Source organism: Thiogranum sp., assembly GCF_058323355.1.
Map to the genome: position 1 here is coordinate 39,852 of NZ_JBTTIO010000059.1, position 16,947 is coordinate 56,798.

Below are 16,947 nucleotides of genomic sequence, written 5' to 3' on the forward strand. Positions count from 1 at the left end.
TGGCAATAAACCCGCCACGTTATACGATCTTTCCATGCAAATTCATCTCATTGCCGTTGGCACCCGTATGCCGGGCTGGGTCAGTGACGGCTATTCTGAATACGCCCGCCGGTTACCCCGCGAATGCAGCCTGAACCTCACTGAAATCCCGCTGGCGCAGCGCAGCAAGTCGCAACCGGTCTCGCGTGCTGTCGAGGAGGAGGGCAGGCGTATGCACGCGGCTATCGGGAACAATCACCAGGTGATTGCCCTGGACGTCAAGGGTAAGCCCTGGTCGACAGAACAGCTTGCCGTGCAACTGAACGACTGGATGCAGGATGGCCGGGATATCAGCCTGCTGGTGGGCGGGCCGGACGGGCTGGCCGAAAACTGCCTGCAGGCGGCGTCCCGGCACTGGTCATTGTCGCCCCTGACCCTGCCGCACCCGCTGGTACGGGTGATGGTTGCCGAGCAGCTGTATCGCGCCTGGTCACTGAATGCCGGCCACCCTTACCACCGGGCCTGACATGGGGAAAATCATTCTCGCCTCCGCCTCCCCGCGCCGACAGGAACTTTTACACCAGATTGGCGTTCAGTTTGATCAGCAGGTCTCAGAAATCGATGAAATACCACGGGAAAATGAACCTGCCGGTGGCTACGTGGTACGCCTCGCGCTGGAGAAAGCCCGTGCGGTTCAGGCCCGATTGGGCGATGATGAAGTCCCGGTGCTGGGTGCCGACACAGCGGTTGTGGTCGATAATGAAATTCTCGGCAAGCCGCGTGACGAGGCTCATGCGGCTGCCATGCTGCGGCAGCTGTCAGGGCGTGAGCACCGGGTGCTCAGCGCTGTCGCGCTGGTGGGGTGGCACGAGGCGTACCGGCTCAGTGAGAGCCGGGTGCGTTTGCGTGCGCTGACAGACGAGGAGATCGCCGCCTACTGGCGTACCGGCGAGCCGGCTGACAAGGCCGGCGGTTACGCGATACAGGGCGCAGGCGCAATATTTATCGAGCAGTTGCACGGCAGTTATTCCGGTGTGATGGGCCTGCCGGTGTTTGAGACGGCGCAGCTGTTACAGGAATTTGGGATTCAGCTTCCAGGAAATCAGTATGACAGTTGAACTGTTGGTCAACGTGACGCCGCAGGAAACACGGGTGGCGGTCGTCGAGAATGGCATGTTGCAGGAAGTCTTCATCGAGCGTGCGCGGCGGCGCGGACTGGTGGGTAACATATACAAGGGTGTCGTCAGCCGGGTACTGCCCGGCATGCAGGCCGCGTTTGTGGATATCGGCCTGGACAGGGCGGCCTTCCTGCATGCCTCGGATATTGCGAGCGCGGATGACGACGAGAAGTCTGAGCAGAATGGTGAGGACAATATTGCCAGGCTGCTGCAGGAAGGCCAGGAAATTATCGTCCAGGTGATCAAGGATCCGCTCGGTACCAAGGGGGCGCGCCTGACCACGCACGTCACCATTCCTTCACGCTATCTGGTGTTCATGCCCGGCGCCCGCAATGTCGGCGTTTCCCAGCGTATCGAGAATGAGGAAGAACGTCAGCGGCTGCGTGATGCAGTACTGCAGGCCCGCGCTGAGCAGGGTGGCGGTTTTATCCTGCGTACAGCAGCAGAGGAGGCTCCCTCCGAAGCCATTGCCTCTGACCTGGAATTCCTCCAGCGTTTGTGGTCTTCCATACAGGAAAATATCAGCAGGGCCGGACCCGGTGGCGTGGTTCACGAGGACCTGCCGCTGGCGTTGCGCGTGCTGCGTGATATCTCCGATTCCGAGGTCGAAAAGATGCGCATTGATTCGCGTGAGACGTTCCAGCGCGTGGAAAGTTTTGTCGAGCAGTTCACGCCGGCATTGAAAGGCAAACTCGAATACTACCCGGGTGAACGGCCGATCTTTGACCTGTACGGTGTCGATGATGAAATCCAGAAGGCACTGGAACGCAAGGTCCAGCTCAAGTCCGGTGGGCACCTGGTCATTGACCAGACCGAGGCCATGACGACCATCGATGTCAATACCGGTGCCTATGTCGGTCACCGGAACCTGGAAGAAACCATCTTCAAGACCAACCTGGAGGCGGCGCAGGCTATCGTGCGCCAGCTTCGGTTACGCAACCTCGGTGGCATTATCATTGTCGATTTTATCGATATGCAGAACGAGGATCATAAGCGCCAGGTCATTCGCGCGCTGGAAAAACACATAGAACGGGATCACGCCAACTGCCATATCAGCGAGATTTCCAGTCTCGGGCTGGTGCAGATGACGCGCAAGCGTACCCGCGAAAGTCTCGAACATATACTCTGTGAAACCTGCCCGACCTGTGGTGGACGCGCATCGATCAAGTCGGCCGAGACCGTCTGTTACGAGATCTTCCGGGAAATATTGCGTGAAGCGAGGCAGTTCGATGCAGAACAGCTGCTGGTGCTGGCATCGCAGGAAGTCGTCGACCTGCTGCTGGACGAAGAGTCCACCAGTCTGGCCGAACTGGAAGCCTTTATCGGCAAGCCGATCAAGTTCCAGGTTGAGGCGCTTTACACGCAGGAGCTGTTCGACGTTGTCCTGCTCTAGGCAAATGCTGTCTGTCTTTTCTTCTGTCAGCACGATGTCCGCAAGGCGGCGGGGACGCGACTGATGGTTTTGCGCCGGCTGGGAAATACCTTGTGGTGGCTGGTTGCAACGCTGGTTGTCGGACTGGCACTTGCACTGAGTGCGGCGCGGTTGCTGCTGCCCGGCATGGCCGAGTACCGTGAACAGGTAGAAGTGCTGGTTGAGGACGTTCTGGACAGACCGGTAGAAATCGGTTCCATGGATGCCGCCTGGTACCGGTTGTCGCCGGTATTGAGGTTGCAGCAGGTGGTTATCCACGATGCGGCTTTCCCGAACGGAAAACTGGAAGTCGGTGAGGTGCAGGTCGGCCTGAACATTATCGACTCATTGTGGCGGCAAAAATGGCTGACGTCGGGTATCCGTATTATTGGTGCGCGGCTGGCCCTGCGCACTGACCTTTCGGGAACACAGGCCAATGCTGCGGGGATGGAAGCCTTTTACTGGTTGATGCGCCAGGAAAGCGTGTCGCTGGAACAGGTCACACTCGATTGGCAGGATCCGGGTCTACTTGATCAACCTGTCCATTTCACAGACCTGTCTGCACAGCTGAAAAGCAATGGCTGGCGTCACCAGCTGCTGATTCAGACCGATGTGAACGCGTACTACGGGAAACAGATCGAACTGGCAGCGGATATGTCGGGACCACTGCGCAGGCCGCAGGACTGGCGTGGCAGAATTTATCTCAGAACCGAGGGCCTTCATCTGTCGGCAATAGCGGGACTGTCGGAACCGCTGGGCTACACGGCTGCCGGGGATGTTGATGTTGAAATGTGGGCCAGTGTCCGGGACAGGAAACTCAGCTGGAGTGCCGGTTCGGTTAATATGACACAACCACAGCTGTCACGGCCTGACAAACCAGACGTTTCGTTTGCTGCCGATGTGCTTTCCAGTCGTTTCAGTCTGCGTGCGGTAGACGGTGGCTGGTCACTGGAGTTGCAGAAATTCAGACTGCAACGTGAGCAGGCGGAGGTGTGGCCGGAAACCCGAATGCGTGCCACGCTCAGGAATGGCGAGTCGTTGTCAGTGCAGGGGCGTATCAGCCATGTGGTGATTTCGGAAGTTGCTGACATATTGCCCTTGTTGCCGGGCATTGGCACAAAGATACTTCACCAGGTTGAACACCTGCAGCCGCGCGGCGCGCTGAAAGATACAGAGTTCGAGCTATACCTCCATGACAATGCGCCACCGGACATGTCACTGCGGTCGCGTTTTGAACACCTCGGTGTCCAGGCTGCCAATGGTCTGCCCGGCGTCACAGGGCTTTCCGGCAGGCTTGAAGGTAATCTTCAGGTCGGAAGTATCGATTTCGACAGCCAGGCTGTCAGTTTGCAATTACCGGAATTCTTTTCCGAAACACCCGCTATATCCCGCCTTTCCGGACGCCTGTACTGGCAACGCCTGGCTGACCGTTTCCGGGTGACCTCCGACCAGCTGTTATTGTCATCCGCTTCACTCAATACGCGAACGCGCCTGCAACTCGACTGGTTGCCGGGACAGGTTGTGCCGTGGATTGATATGCAGCTGGAGGCAGATGAGTTCCCCGTGACGGAGGTGAAACGCTACCTGCCGGACAAGGTGATGCGGCCAAAGGCGCTGAAGTGGTTGCGTAACGCCTTTCAGCGCGGCAATGCGCAAAATATACGTTTTCTGTTGCAGGGGCCCCTGAATCATGTGCCGTTCGACCAGCGGGACGGTCGACTGGAAGTACGCTTCGATTTCGATGATGTTCTGCTGGACTATCATCCACAATGGGGGCAGCTGGACGCATTACAGGGTTCAGCCCGGTTTGTTGGCCGGTCCATGCGTGTTACCGGTACCTCGGCAACGATTCTGGATGCCAGTGTCGAGCGTGCTGTTACGGTGATCGATGATTTCTCCAGGCCGGTTCTGGCTATTAACGGTACGGTGAGTGGAACGCTGGAAAGTTTGCTGGCATATATCAACTACAGCCCGCTACGGGATCGTTTCGGGCAACTGGTGGATCGAACCACAACCCGTGGGGACGCGGTGCTGCAACTGGGGTTGCGTATCCCGTTACGAAAGGATCTGGGAAAACTGCAGGTTGAAGGTCAGGTCGCTTTGCGTGGCAACACGTTGAAGGCCGTCGACAGCGACATTTCACTTGAAGATGTAAATGGCGTGCTGAATTTCACCGGCCAGGGCGTCACGGCAAAGGATGTCAGTGCCAGGTTGCTTGATCATCCCGTGAAGGTTTCCGTCTACCCGCAGGGCTCCGCAGGGTTACGGCGTACCGTTGTCGATGCCGAGGGAAATCTTGAACTGGTCAGTCTGCTTGAGAAGGCATTCCCGCGCATGGCACCCTACATGGACGGGGCCACCTACTGGCACGTCCTGCTGAAAATTCCGGCAGGCACAAATACTGCCGGGCGCCCGGTAATGCTTGAGCTGCGCTCTGACCTGAAAGGCGTAACAACAGAATTGCCTCCTCCTTTTGCCAAGTCGGCTGAGGATGTCAGGCCAGTATCAATTGGCTGGGTACCCGGCCAGTTATCGGTTGAGCCAGTCGTGGTAAGGCTTGGGAAGGTCGCCTCATTACAGTTATTGTTGCGCGAGGGAAACGCTGGCTTGCGCAAGGCGGGCGTCCACTTTGGCGAAGGTGAGGCCAGTCTTCCTCCTTCAGAGGCAATATCCGTCGATGGCTGGCTGGACGTACTTGATCTCGATGCATGGATCGACCTGTTGCGTGACGTTGCCGGCAGAGGTGCGCCGGCTGCGGGCACGATCCCGCCGGTTTCCACGGATCTGAATATACGCCAGGCCTCATTGCTCGGGTTTACGGCGCAGGCGCTGAACGTTTCCAGTCGTACGCAGGATCCCTGGCGTTTTACGATCGCTGGCCGTGATATGGCAGGTCAGGCCAACTGGACACCCGCGATTGATGCTGCTGCCCCGCTGCTCACACTGCGACTGGATCACCTGACTGCCGTAAAGATGCAGAAAAGTCCGTCGGATGAATCACGTGTTGTGCTGACGCCGGAACGTTTACCCAACCTGGATGTGAAGATTGGCCGGTTGCAGCTGGGACCATACGACCTTGGCAGAATTGCTGTTCGTGGTGAACGTGTGGGTGAGGGGATGGTGTTCCCGCAACTCCTGGTTGACGCCGAAGCTATTGTGTTCCGGGGAGAGGGGGCCTGGCTGCAGCAGGGCGGGAAACAGAGTACCCGTCTTCGTGCCGATATCACTGGCGGGGAACTTGGCAAGCTGGTCAAGCTGTTTGGCGATCGTGGCTCGATAAAGGGTGGGAAAATGCAGGGCCGCGCATCGCTCGACTGGCCGGGGAGCCCGGCCGATTTCACGCTTTCGGTGCTTGAAGGCGAGATCAAACTTGAAACAGGAAAGGGACGCCTGGTCGAGGTCAGGGAAGGTGCCGGCAAGCTGCTCAACCTGTTCAGCCTTAATTCATTGCAGCGACGTCTTGCGCTGGATTTTACCGACCTGACAAAAGAAGGTTTCAGCTTCGACAAAATGAAGGGAACATTTATCCTGAGCGATGGAAACGCCTATACGGAAGACTTTGTGATACAGGGGTCGTCAGCCATTATCGAAATATCAGGTCGTACCGGACTGGCAGCGCGTGACTACGATCAACTGGTCAAGGTGACGCCGCAGGTGAGTTCCAGTCTGCCACTGGCCGGTGCTATTGCGGGTGGGCCGGCTGTCGGTGCGGCAGTGTTTCTTGCGGAACGGCTGGTGGGCAAGAAATTTAACCGTATGGCACAGGTGCGTTACAAGGTCACCGGCAGCTGGGAAAACCCCGTCTATGTGCGCCTGAAACCGGAACCGGAAAAGCCACAGGCAGAGTCACATCAACCCGCCGTAGAAGACACCCCGTGACGGTCGGCAGTGTGGCGGGCGCGGCGCGGCCTTGTGTTATGCTTCGCGGATGAATGTCCTGCCAGTCATTATTGTAGCAGCGCTGAGCAGTGTCGCCGGCCAGCTATCTGCCGCCGGTCGTGTCTGGTTGCTCGGTGCCGATGAATGGGCGCGCCCGCGGGACGGTGCCGTCATGGTGCAGATGTCACCCCTGCCGGAAGTGGTCGAGGCCTGGGAACGCCAGCCAGGCCGGCGCCTGATTGTGCGTTACCCGGGTGGAGAGGAAGGGTTGCTGTGGGCCAACGAGTTACGTTCCTGGCTGGTGGCGCTGGGGGTCCCTTCAGGCCAGCAGGAACTGGTGGCGGGCAGCCGCCAGCCGGATCAGATTGAACTGGAATTAACGAGGTAATAGAGCCGTGACAATCGCAGCCTGTATTCAGATGGCCTCCGGGCCTAATGTTGGCGCCAATCTTCTCGAGGCCGAGCGGCTTATCGGCATGGCGGCTGAAAAAGACGCCAGGCTGGTGGTGCTGCCGGAGAACTTCGCCATTATGGGCAAGGAAGAGGCCGACAAGCTTGCGGTACGTGAATCGGATGAAGGCGGGCCGATACAGGAGTTCCTTTCCCAGCAGGCGGCGAAGCACGGTATCTGGCTGGTGGGTGGAACCGTGCCCATGCAGGCCTCAGCCGATGACAGGATCCGTGCCGCCTGCCTGCTGTACGATGACAGGGGAAACCGGGTTGCACGCTACGACAAGATCCACCTGTTCGATGTTTCGGTGATGGATAATGGCGAGCGTTACACAGAGTCAGATACCATTGAAGCCGGTGATGAAGCGGTGGTTGTGGATACCCCGTTTGGCCGTCTGGGTCTGGCGGTCTGTTATGACCTGCGCTTCCCTGAACTGTTTCGTACCATGCTGGATCAGGGGATGGACATTATTGCACTGCCTTCCGCCTTTACCGCTATTACCGGCAAGGCGCACTGGGAAACGCTGGTGCGTGCCCGTGCCATCGAAAACCTGTGTTTCGTACTGGCTGCCGGGCAGGGCGGGTACCACGTCAATGGTCGCGAGACCCACGGCCACAGTATGATTGTTGACCCCTGGGGTAACATCATGAACGAACTGGCCAACGGCTCGGGACTGGTGTGCGCCGATATGGATCTCGAACGCCTGAACAGCATACGCCGCAGTTTTCCCTGCCTGGATCATCGCAACATCACCTGTCGCGTCTGACACCGCAGGTGTTATTCCGCCATTTCCCGGAGATAGCGAAACAGGGCACGCGATGATTTTGGCGGTTTATTCTGATCACGTTCCTTGCGCGCCTGGCGTACCAGCTGGCGCAGGTGCTGACGGTCAGCGTTGCCATGCTCCTGCAAATACGCCTCGATCACAGCGTCATCTTCCCCGATCATACGATCACGCCATTGTTCCAGTGCGTGATGCGCCTGCACCTGCTGGCGGGTTTTCTGGCGCAGTTGCTCGAAGTGCTGCTGAATGGGCTCCGGGTCGACATCCCGCATCAGACGCCCGATGAACTGCCGCTGGCGTTTGAGGGCGCTGCGTGAGTGGATGCGTTTCATTTCCCGCAGGGCATCAATCAGGGATTCGGGCAAGGCCAGCCTGGTCCAGTCGGCTTCCGGCAATTCAAGCAGATCCGTGCCGAGTTGTTGTAGCGCGTCGGCATCCTTTTTTCGCCGGGTCTTGCTCGGCGGCAGGTCGGCGGGGTCAAATTCGTCTTCTTCCACAATCGGCTCGATCATCAGCTCGTCATATTCAGGGTGTATTATGGAGCAGGGTAACTCAACTGGCTAATTCATTTATGAGCAAGAGACAGGATTTCAGCATTCATTACCGTATTCTACAGCTGGCGGACAGCGAGCAATTGAACGATGCCATTCGGGTACAGTACGGCATGCTGGTGGATCAGGGTTCCGCGGAGATCACCCGCAGCCATTACTTTGAAGGACGCTACGAGAATACCTGGGTGCCGGCCTCGGTACTGACAACGATACAGCCTGTACTGGATGTGGCGTGTCGCGAGGCGGCGGCCTGGCTGCAAAGCGATGATCTGCCAAAGGTCGGTTTCTGGCTGAACGAAATGGAACCCGGCCACGTCACGCTGGCGCACCGCCATGATGACGATGATGAGTGCCTGTCAGGAGTGTATTACATCAACGTACCGGAAAATTCCGGTGACCTGGTGCTGGAGCAGGGGAATGCCAGCACATGTATTCGTCCGCAAGCCGGTATGCTGGTGCTGTTTCCGCCCGATGTACTGCACCACGTGACGCAGAATCTTGGCGAGGGAACCCGCCTGTCCGTCGGCATGAACTTCGGCATGCGGGAGCACGCTCCCACTACGCTCGCTCCGATTGCCTGAATCCGGCAGGCTCCTAGGTCAGGTACCAGGTGCCAAGGCCAAGGAAGGCAACAAAGCCGACCACGTCGGTTACCGTGGTGAGCAGTACGGTGCCGGCCAGCGCAGGATCGATACCCGCACGTTTCAGTAGCAGCGGAATGGCAAAGCCCGCCACAGCGGCGAAAATCAGGTTGATGATCAGTGCGGCACCGATAATCAGGCCGATATTGGTGCTCTGAAACCACGCCATCGCAATGACAGCAACCACCAGCGACCAGATCAGGCCGTTCATGACGCTGACCTGGATCTCCTTGATCATCAGTGTACGTGCATTACTGGATCCTACCTGACCCAGCGCCAGGCCGCGGATCATGATGGTCAGTGTCTGGCTGCCGGCAATACCTCCCATGCTGGCGACAATCGGCATCAGAACAGCCAGCGCCACCACTTTGTCCAGCGTGGTTTCGAACAGGCCGATCACCCAGGAGGCGAGGAAGGCGGTGGCAAGGTTGACGCCCAGCCACACCGCGCGGCGGCGTGCGCTGGTCAGGGCGGGTGCAAAAATATCGTCCTCTTCGTCGAGGCCCGCCATGCTCATGATGTTGTGGTCGCCCTCGTCACGGATAACGTCGACGACGTCGTCGACGGTGATACGGCCGAGCAGTTTGTTGTTGTCATCAATGACCGGTGCGGAGACGAGGTTGCGATCCTGGAACAGGCGCGCCACATCGGCACTTTTCATGGTTGCCGGGATGCCTTCTATGTCCCGTTCCATGACTTCCGCCACACTGGCATCGGGGTCCCGGGTCAGCAGCGTACTGAGTGGCAACAGACCCTGGAAGTGGTCGAAACGGTTGACCACGAACAGGCTGTCGGTCAGCTCCGGTATTTCACCGCGCAGGCGCAGGTAGCGCAGCACCACGTCCAGCGACACGTTGGCGCGCACAGTGACCACATCGAGATCCATGAGGCCGCCGGCGGTATCCTCCGGGTAGGACAGCGCGGCTTCCAGCCGCTGGCGGTTCTGCTTGTCCATGGACAGCAGCAGTTCATGGATAACCGCGCCCGGCAGGTCGTGCAGCAGGTCGGCGAGGTCATCGGTGTCCAGCCCGCCGGTAGCCTGTACCAGTTCGTGGGTTTCCATTTCATCAATCAGGCCGGAGCGTACCTCGTCGTTGACTTCGACAAGGACTTCACCCTGTTCTTCGCTGGGAACCAGTTCCCAGAGCAGTTCACGCGGGCCGTGTGGCAGCGATTCGAGCAGGTCACCGATTTCCGCCGGGTGCAGATCCGAGAGCAACTGGCGAACCCGGTCGGCCGCACCGCTGTGCAGGGCATCCGTGAGCGCTTCCAGGCGTTGTTGGGTGTTTTGCTGTTCTGCGGAATCCACGCGTAATGCCTCGCAAGCGGTTCAACGAATAATCGCTGCGCAGTGTAACAGGCTGCCTGCCGGCACAAAACCGCGGGTGCGGATTTGTGCCGGCGAATGGCGGTTTTAACGGAGTGCGTTCAGGGCGTCGACGGTGGCATGGATATGCTGCGGGTCGTCGCTGGCAAGGACTTCATCAACGAGCCTGGAGAGGATTGTCGTATCACACTGGCGGATCGCATCCTTGACCTCGAATAACGATGTGGGGGGTACCGAGAACTGGCGCAGTCCCATGGCGAGCAGCAGGCGGGTATAGCGCGGGTCGCCCGCCATTTCGCCACACATGGCAACCGGCGTGCCGTACCGGTGTCCGGCTTCGATTACCATGCGCACGAGTTTCAGTACACCGGGATGCAGTGGGTCGTACAGATAGGTGACACTGTCATCGATACGGTCAATGGCGAGTGTATACTGGATCAGATCATTGGTACCGATGGACAGGAAGTCGAGTTTGCGTGCAAACAGGCCGGCTGAAAGTGCGGCGGCCGGTACCTCGATCATGCCGCCGACGGGCATATCAGCGTCAAACGCCAGTCCATCGTCGTGGAGCTGCTGCCTGGTTTCCTCGACCAGTTCCAGTACACGCGTGAGTTCACTGGCGCTGGACAGCATGGGGATCATCATCTGGACCGGCCCCTTCGCCGAGGCACGCAGGATAGCACGCAGCTGTGGGCGGAACAGTTCGAGGTTGTTGAGGCACAGACGGATAGCGCGCAGTCCCAGTGCCGGGTTGGGGCAGTTGTGATTGTCCAGTGCGCCACATTCCTTGTCGGCGCCGAGGTCCAGGGTGCGGATGGTGACCGGCAGGCCTTTCATGGACCTGATCAATGTCAGGTAATGCCCCAGCTGCTCTTCCTCGCCGGGGATATCCGAACGGTTCATGAACAGGAACTCGGTGCGGTACAGGCCGATACCGTCGGCGCCGAACAGGCGTGCGGCGCGAATGTCTTCCAGCAGTTCCACATTGGCCAGCAGGTTGACAGTGATATCGTCGAGGGTGACGGCGGGTTCTTTCTTCAGCCGTTTCAGCTCGGTCTGGCGCTTTTTCTGTTGCCGTTGCTGACGGCGATAGTCTTTCAGTGTCGCGTCATCGACATCGGCCAGCAGCAGTCCGCGAATACCATCGAGAATGACGGTGTCACCATCACGAACCTGTTGCGGCGTGACATGAGTGCCGACAATGGCCGGCATGCCCAGGCTGCGCGCCAGGATAGCCGTGTGTGACAGTGGGCCGCCCGATTCTGTGACAAAGCCTGCTATACCCTGGTGCTGCAGCAGGGCGGCCTCGGCAGGTGTGAGGTCATGGGCGAGAATGATGGCACCCTGCAGCGCATGTTGACTGTCAAGGCGGGTGTTGGACTTTTCCCCGATCAGAATACGCTGAATACGTGTGACAACGTGGTCGATATCATCCTTGCGGGTGCGCAGGTAAGGATCATCCATTTCATCGAAGACCCTCGCCAGTTCATCGCGTTGTGATTTGAGCGCCCACTCGGCGCTGCATTGTTCACGACGAATCCGCTCAATCGGGGCAGCGGTCAGCATACTGTCTTCCATCATTAACAGATGGGTGTCGATGAAATCCGTGATATCCGCGGAGGTGTGTTCGGGGATGCTGTTACGAATTTCCTTGAGTTGCTGACGAGCGGTTTGCACGGCACGTTGAAAGCGTGCCACCTCATCATCGACCAGTTCTTTTGGTATGGCGGCTTCGTAAATCTCCGGTTCGTCATCATCCAGCCGCTGTGCGCGGCCTATGGCAATGCCGCGTGAAATACCCGTGCCGGTGATGGTAAGGGTCATTGTTCCTCGCCAAAGCGGTTTTCGATCAGCTCGGTCAGCTTCTCGATAGCCTCGTGTTCATCTTCACCGTCGGCAATGATACGTATCTCGGTACCTTTCGAGGCAGCCAGCATCATCACGCCCATGATGCTTTTCCCGTTAACTTCCTGCCCGTTGCGGGCAAGTTTTACATCGCTGGCGAATGACGATGCGAGGGTAACCAGCTTTGCGGCGGCGCGTGCATGCAGCCCGAGTTTGTTGATGATGGTGATTTTTTTATCCAGCATGCAGGGGGCCTTCAACATTACAGGTCAGAACACCGTCGCGGCCACCGGTGACCGCCTTGTGAGTGAGTTCGTCAAGGTCCATGTCGGGGTAGTTGAGTACCCGTATCAGCATGGGCAGGTTGACCCCGGACACAACACGAACAGTATGCTGCTCGTGCAGGCGGCAGGCAATATTGCTGGGTGTAGAGCCGTACAGGTCTGTCAGTACCAGAACGCCGTCGCCACTATCGAGCCGGTTTGCCAGAATAATGGCCTCTTTCAGTATCCGCTCGGGATCGCAGTCTGTCGGGGCAGACAGGGTGGAGGTTTGCAGCGGGCAGACACCGAGTACGTCAATCGCGGTTTGCAACAGCACTGCGCCGATGTTGCCGTGGGTAATGATCAGGATGCCGACGTTCACGGTAACTCCCGGTGGCGGGTGGTGACGCCGGGGTAGCTTTTTTCAAAGTACCTGGCCAGCCGCTCGACGAGATAGACGGAACGATGCTGGCCACCGGTGCAACCAATGGCAATTGTCAGATAGCTGCGATTATCCGCTTCGAAGGCCGGTATCCAGGTGTCGAGAAAACCGGTCAGATTGTCGACCATCGCAGCAACCTGGGCCTCGCCAGCAAGATATTGTGCAACAGGCTCGTCGCGCCCGGTGAGCGGTCGCAGTTCGGGATGCCAGTGCGGATTGGGCAGACAGCGTGCGTCGAATACGAAATCCGCGTCGCTGGGTATGCCGTGCTTGAAACCAAATGACTGGAACATCAGGGACAGGTGGCTTTCCTCCCGGCAGTCTACGCGTTGCTGGACCATGTCGCGTAACTGGTGAATGGTCGTCTGGCTGGTGTCGATGAACAGGTCGGCACGCCTGGCGATGGGTTCGAGCAGCTGGCGTTCCAGCTCAACGGCTTCGGCCAGCGAGACATGCTCGTTGCTCAGGGGGTGGCGGCGGCGGGTTTCGCTGAAGCGCTTGATGAGTGTGGCCGGGTCGCAGGTGATGAACAGGATTTCATTGCTGATGCCCTGTGCCTTCAGTTTGTCGAGGATTTCACTGAACTGGTTCAGCGACTGCGGGAGATTTCGTGCATCGATACCGACAGCCACTTTCTCGACGGGTTTGGCGGCCTGTTTCAGTTCGAGCGCAAGCGCGCCCAGCAACCCGGCTGGCAGGTTGTCGATGCAGTAGTAGCCGAGGTCTTCAAGCGTATGCAGGGCAACGCTTTTCCCCGAGCCGGAGAGGCCGCTGACAATGATCAGTTTCACGAAGGGTTATTGTCCATGAAACGCGTCTGGCGTTCCACAAACAACTGCGCTGAATCGAATCCTTTTAGCAACAGGGTGTGATTGCGTGCGGCGGCCTCGGCGAGTACGGCGAGGTTTCTGCCGGGTGCTACCGGCAGGGTGATTTCAGGTACCTCGACGCCGAGGATCGTCTGCGTGGAGCGGGCGCCGTACAGCCGGTCAATGGTGTGCATCTGTTCCTCGCTCATCGATACCAGTCGCAGGATGAGGCGCAGGTTGCGACTTTGCTTGATCGCACTGTCACCGAACATGGCGCGTATATTGAGGATGCCGATACCGCGCACTTCAAGGAAATCCCGCAGGACTTCGGGGCAGCGTCCGTTGAGCGTGTCAGGCGAGGTGCGGGCAAACTCGGGGGCGTCATCGGCCACCAGGCGGTGCCCGCGGGCGACCAGTTCCAGTGCCAGTTCACTTTTGCCGACGCTCGGGTCACCGGTAATCAGCAGGCCGAGGCTGAAGACTTCCATAAACACCCCGTGCAGGGTGATTTTCTCGGCAAACAGGTTGGTCAGGTAATACTGCAGGTGGTTGACCAGTTGTGCTGTCGGGCGCGTCGAAGTGAACAGCGGCGTGGAGGTGGCTGCTGCATGTTGCTTGATGTCTGCCGGCACGGCCTGCCCGTTGCCGATGACAACCAGGTCGGTGTTGCCACCGAAAAGCTGGTCAATGAGGTCACGCCGCGAATTTTCCGTGAGCCGGTCCAGGTACTGAATCTCGGTGGCCCCGAGCACCTGTATGCGGTTGGGATGTATCAGGTTGAGGTGACCGACAAGGGCGGTCTTGGCGTTGTCCGGCTCGATATTCTGGATATTACGGTTTTCGCCCTGCCGATTACCCACCCATTCCAGCTCCAGTCTGTCACACAGTGTGTCAAACAGGGTGCCGATCGAGGTGTCAGAACCTTTCATGCAGAGAGTTGCTGGTTTGCATTCCAGTGGGCGATGAGGTCAAGACAGGCCTGTGCGTCGCGGTTGTTACGGAGCTTTGAACAGAAGTCAGCATTACTGAACATTTCTGCAAGCTGCGCAAGTATCTGCAGGTGTTCGTCGGTGGACTCCCCGGGCACCAGCAGGGCGAACAACACGTCGACCGGCTGGTTGTCGATGGCGTCATAATCCACGCCCTGTTCCAGCGTCAGCAGGGCCGCCACGGGGGCATCCAGGCCGCCCATGCGTCCGTGTGGCAGTGCAACACCCTTGCCCAGGCCAGTGCTGCCAAGCCGTTCCCTCCCGATCAGGCTGTCGAAGATTTCTCCGTCGGTAAAGTCAGGCAGTTTGCTGGCCAGCAGCTTGCTGAGGGTTTCCAGTGCGCGTTTCTTGCTGGAACTACCCTGTTGGCAGGCAATACGGCTTGGATCAAGGAGTTTGGCAATTTGCATGTCATCAGCTCCGGGAAACGCCCCATGCGTTTCCCGTGTATGGGTCTGTTTAAAGCGCCTGCTTCTTGGTTTCGGCGCCTTCCGAACGGTGATGGTCGGTGAGCTTTTCCTTGTGTTTCTTGATCTGGCGGTCCAGCTTGTCGGTCAGGCCATCGATGGCGGCGTACATGTTTTCTTCCGTATCGTCGGCAAACAGCTTGCCGCCTGAAATGTGGATGGTCGCTTCGGCCGTATGACGCAGTTTTTCGACGCTGAGCACTACGTGTACATCGGTGACGTGGTCGAAATGGCGTTCCAGCCGCTGGAACTTTTCTGCAACATAGGACCGCATGGGTTCAGTGATGTCTACGTGGCGTCCGGTAACATCTATTTGCATGGAGGTACTCCTCGTCCATGGCCTCAAGCGAGGCGTTTACGTTCATTGGAAGGTGGTATGTTCATCGCCTCCCGATACTTGGCGATCGTGCGTCGTGCAACCTTGATGCCCTGGTCAGCGAGCAGCGCGGCAATCTTGCTGTCACTGAGGGGCTTGTTGGGCTTTTCCGCCGCAACCAGTTTTTTAATGATGGCGCGTATGGCGGTGGCCGAACATTCTCCGCCGTCGTCGGTGCCGACGTGGCTGGAGAAGAAATACTTGAATTCGAAGATGCCACGCGGGGTGTGCATGTATTTCTGCGTGGTGACACGGGAGATGGTGGATTCGTGCATCTCCACGGTTTCTGCAATATCGCGCAGTACCAGCGGCTTCATGGCCTCATCGCCGTACTCGAAGAAATTGCGTTGCCGTTCGACAATGCAGCGGGCGACCTTGAGCAGGGTTTCGTGACGGCTTTGCAGGCTCTTGAGGAACCAGCGTGCTTCCTGCAGGTGATTGCGCAGGTAGGTATTGTCATCGCTGTTGTCAGCACGCCGTACCAGGCCGGCGTACTGGCTGTTGATGCGTAGTTTGGGTGTTGCTTCTATGTTCAGGTCCACCTGCCACTTGCCCTTTTTTTTGGTAACGAATACATCGGGGACCACATACTGCGGGGTAGCGCTGGTGATCTGGGAGCCGGGCCGCGGGTTGAGCGACTGGACCAGTTTGAGCACTTCCTGAAGCTCGGATTCGGTGAGCTTCATGCGCCGCATAATCTGATTATAGTCCCGATTTCCGAGCAGGGTGACGTGTTCCTGCACCAGAATCAGTGCCTGTTTGCGCCAGGGTGTCTCGGGTTCCAGTGCCAGCAACTGGATCAGCAGGCATTCTGCCGGGTCACGGGCGCCTACACCCACCGGGTCGAAGTGCTGGATACGCCGCAGTACGGCCTGGATTTCCTCGACACCGATTTCCAGTTCCGGTGCCATGTCGAGGCTTTCAAACAGTTCTTCGAGCGAGACACTCAGGTAACCGTCATCATTGATCGAGTCGATGATGGCTTCGGCAATCTCACGGTCAACATCGCTGAACGGTGTCAGGTCGAGTTGCCAGGAAAGGTGTTCGTGCAGGCTCTCGCTGCTGCCTACGTGTGTTTCAAAGAAGTCCCGGTCATTGTCGCCAGCGGGTGTACTGAGGCTGGTGGCGCCCATGTCATAGGTGTCTTCCCAGCTGGTGTCGCCGGGCAGTTCGTCGGGCATGGTGTCAGCATTGCTGGAAACCTCGGCATCGACACCTTCTGTTTTTGCTGCGACCGGCTCTGCGTCCGGGGCGGCCGCCTGGTCAGGTGCGGCTTCTGCTGCCGTCTCGACTTTGGTTTCCTGTTCGTTCTCGTCGCGTTCCAGCATCAGGTTGGATTCGAGAACAGTTTGTACTTCGAGTTGCAGTTCGAGTGTGGAGAGTTGCAGCAGGCGAATCGCCTGTTGTAACTGGGGCGTCATCGTAAGGTGTTGGCCAAGCCGTAGCTGGATGGACTGCTTCATAAGGTTACGTGTCACCGGTCTCTGTTATGCCGCGGCTGAAAGGGAAACAGCCGGTTACAGAGGGATATTCTACTGCATTTATTGTGCCATTG

Annotated in this window: 17 protein-coding genes; 7 read left to right on the forward strand and 10 right to left on the reverse strand. The window is 58.3% G+C overall.

All coding sequences use genetic code 11. The annotated features are described in order from the left end of the window. Positions 1 to 34 precede the first annotated feature (34 nt). The 6 genes from rlmH to ACW81B_RS08500 all read left to right on the forward strand — a co-directional run bounded on the left by rlmH (position 35) and on the right by ACW81B_RS08500 (position 7,664). On the forward strand, positions 35 to 505 hold the full coding sequence (rlmH, locus tag ACW81B_RS08475; RefSeq protein ID WP_491579785.1) for a 23S rRNA (pseudouridine(1915)-N(3))-methyltransferase RlmH: 471 nt from the start codon (positions 35 to 37) through the stop codon (positions 503 to 505). Beyond that, positions 477 to 1,097, forward strand: coding sequence for a Maf family protein (locus ACW81B_RS08480; RefSeq protein WP_491579786.1), 621 nt, complete (start codon positions 477 to 479; stop codon positions 1,095 to 1,097). The genes rlmH and ACW81B_RS08480 overlap by 29 nt, the downstream gene beginning before the upstream one ends. Next, on the forward strand, positions 1,087 to 2,550 hold the full coding sequence (gene rng, locus ACW81B_RS08485; RefSeq protein WP_491579787.1) for a ribonuclease G: 1,464 nt from the start codon (positions 1,087 to 1,089) through the stop codon (positions 2,548 to 2,550). Before ACW81B_RS08480 ends, rng begins: the two co-directional genes overlap by 11 nt. A gap of 63 nt (positions 2,551 to 2,613) precedes the next feature. Beyond that, entirely contained in the window at positions 2,614 to 6,447 is a 3,834-nt protein-coding gene (locus ACW81B_RS08490; protein WP_491579788.1) for a YhdP family protein, read from the forward strand. A gap of 49 nt (positions 6,448 to 6,496) precedes the next feature. Continuing rightward, positions 6,497 to 6,835, forward strand: coding sequence for a hypothetical protein (locus ACW81B_RS08495; RefSeq protein ID WP_491579789.1), 339 nt, complete (start codon positions 6,497 to 6,499; stop codon positions 6,833 to 6,835). Positions 6,836 to 6,842: 7 nt separating this feature from the next. Then, entirely contained in the window at positions 6,843 to 7,664 is an 822-nt protein-coding gene (locus ACW81B_RS08500) for a carbon-nitrogen hydrolase family protein (protein ID WP_491579790.1), read from the forward strand. A gap of 11 nt (positions 7,665 to 7,675) precedes the next feature. On the opposite strand, the gene yjgA is transcribed toward ACW81B_RS08500, so the two are convergent. Further along, positions 7,676 to 8,194 (reverse strand): ribosome biogenesis factor YjgA, encoded by a 519-nt coding sequence (gene yjgA, locus ACW81B_RS08505; protein ID WP_491579791.1) that lies wholly within the window; start codon positions 8,192 to 8,194, stop codon positions 7,676 to 7,678. 59 nt (positions 8,195 to 8,253) lie between these two features. On the opposite strand from yjgA, the gene ACW81B_RS08510 reads away from it, so the two are divergent. Continuing rightward, positions 8,254 to 8,814, forward strand: a complete 561-nt coding sequence (locus ACW81B_RS08510; RefSeq protein WP_491579792.1) for a 2OG-Fe(II) oxygenase — start codon at positions 8,254 to 8,256, stop codon at positions 8,812 to 8,814. Between the two features lie 13 nt (positions 8,815 to 8,827). Here the strand turns inward: ACW81B_RS08510 and mgtE are convergent, their stop codons facing one another. The 9 genes from mgtE to ACW81B_RS08555 form a co-directional block, all read right to left on the reverse strand. Continuing rightward, a complete protein-coding gene (gene mgtE, locus ACW81B_RS08515) occupies positions 8,828 to 10,183 on the reverse strand; it encodes a magnesium transporter (RefSeq protein ID WP_491579793.1) in 1,356 nt (451 codons plus the stop codon). 105 nt (positions 10,184 to 10,288) lie between these two features. Further along, complete coding sequence (ptsP, locus tag ACW81B_RS08520) at positions 10,289 to 12,025, reverse strand: phosphoenolpyruvate--protein phosphotransferase (RefSeq protein WP_491579794.1); 1,737 nt, start codon at positions 12,023 to 12,025, stop codon at positions 10,289 to 10,291. Continuing rightward, positions 12,022 to 12,291 (reverse strand): HPr family phosphocarrier protein, encoded by a 270-nt coding sequence (locus tag ACW81B_RS08525; protein WP_491579795.1) that lies wholly within the window; start codon positions 12,289 to 12,291, stop codon positions 12,022 to 12,024. The genes ptsP and ACW81B_RS08525 overlap by 4 nt, the downstream gene beginning before the upstream one ends. After that, positions 12,281 to 12,691, reverse strand: coding sequence for a PTS sugar transporter subunit IIA (locus ACW81B_RS08530; protein WP_491579796.1), 411 nt, complete (start codon positions 12,689 to 12,691; stop codon positions 12,281 to 12,283). Before ACW81B_RS08530 ends, ACW81B_RS08525 begins: the two co-directional genes overlap by 11 nt. Further along, a complete protein-coding gene (rapZ, locus tag ACW81B_RS08535; RefSeq protein WP_491579797.1) occupies positions 12,688 to 13,542 on the reverse strand; it encodes an RNase adapter RapZ in 855 nt (284 codons plus the stop codon). The genes ACW81B_RS08530 and rapZ overlap by 4 nt, the downstream gene beginning before the upstream one ends. Then, the gene (hprK, locus tag ACW81B_RS08540) at positions 13,539 to 14,489 is read right to left on the reverse strand and encodes an HPr(Ser) kinase/phosphatase (protein ID WP_491579798.1); all 951 of its coding nucleotides are present in this window, start codon (positions 14,487 to 14,489) and stop codon (positions 13,539 to 13,541) included. The genes rapZ and hprK overlap by 4 nt, the downstream gene beginning before the upstream one ends. Then, positions 14,486 to 14,959, reverse strand: a complete 474-nt coding sequence (locus ACW81B_RS08545) for a PTS sugar transporter subunit IIA (RefSeq protein WP_491579799.1) — start codon at positions 14,957 to 14,959, stop codon at positions 14,486 to 14,488. Before ACW81B_RS08545 ends, hprK begins: the two co-directional genes overlap by 4 nt. A 49-nt stretch (positions 14,960 to 15,008) precedes the next feature. After that, positions 15,009 to 15,335, reverse strand: coding sequence for a ribosome hibernation-promoting factor, HPF/YfiA family (hpf, locus tag ACW81B_RS08550; protein WP_491579800.1), 327 nt, complete (start codon positions 15,333 to 15,335; stop codon positions 15,009 to 15,011). A gap of 23 nt (positions 15,336 to 15,358) precedes the next feature. Beyond that, a complete protein-coding gene (locus ACW81B_RS08555; RefSeq protein ID WP_491579801.1) occupies positions 15,359 to 16,855 on the reverse strand; it encodes an RNA polymerase factor sigma-54 in 1,497 nt (498 codons plus the stop codon). Between the last annotated feature and the right edge of the window lie 92 nt (positions 16,856 to 16,947).

Bases quoted from the DNA above. Each gene is read 5' to 3' on its own strand.
- ptsP (WP_491579794.1), bottom strand. From the start codon at position 12,025: ATGACCCTTACCATCACCGGCACGGGTATTTCACGCGGCATTGCCATA.
- ACW81B_RS08555 (WP_491579801.1), bottom strand. From the start codon at position 16,855: ATGAAGCAGTCCATCCAGCTACGGCTTGGCCAACACCTTACGATGACG.
- ACW81B_RS08480 (WP_491579786.1), top strand. From the start codon at position 477: ATGCCGGCCACCCTTACCACCGGGCCTGACATGGGGAAAATCATTCTC.
- rng (WP_491579787.1), top strand. From the start codon at position 1,087: ATGACAGTTGAACTGTTGGTCAACGTGACGCCGCAGGAAACACGGGTG.
- hpf (WP_491579800.1), bottom strand. From the start codon at position 15,335: ATGCAAATAGATGTTACCGGACGCCACGTAGACATCACTGAACCCATG.
- ACW81B_RS08510 (WP_491579792.1), top strand. From the start codon at position 8,254: ATGAGCAAGAGACAGGATTTCAGCATTCATTACCGTATTCTACAGCTG.
- rlmH (WP_491579785.1), top strand. From the start codon at position 35: ATGCAAATTCATCTCATTGCCGTTGGCACCCGTATGCCGGGCTGGGTC.
- hprK (WP_491579798.1), bottom strand. From the start codon at position 14,489: ATGAAAGGTTCTGACACCTCGATCGGCACCCTGTTTGACACACTGTGT.
- ACW81B_RS08490 (WP_491579788.1), top strand. From the start codon at position 2,614: ATGGTTTTGCGCCGGCTGGGAAATACCTTGTGGTGGCTGGTTGCAACG.
- ACW81B_RS08545 (WP_491579799.1), bottom strand. From the start codon at position 14,959: ATGCAAATTGCCAAACTCCTTGATCCAAGCCGTATTGCCTGCCAACAG.
- ACW81B_RS08525 (WP_491579795.1), bottom strand. From the start codon at position 12,291: ATGCTGGATAAAAAAATCACCATCATCAACAAACTCGGGCTGCATGCA.
- yjgA (WP_491579791.1), bottom strand. From the start codon at position 8,194: ATGATCGAGCCGATTGTGGAAGAAGACGAATTTGACCCCGCCGACCTG.
- ACW81B_RS08495 (WP_491579789.1), top strand. From the start codon at position 6,497: ATGAATGTCCTGCCAGTCATTATTGTAGCAGCGCTGAGCAGTGTCGCC.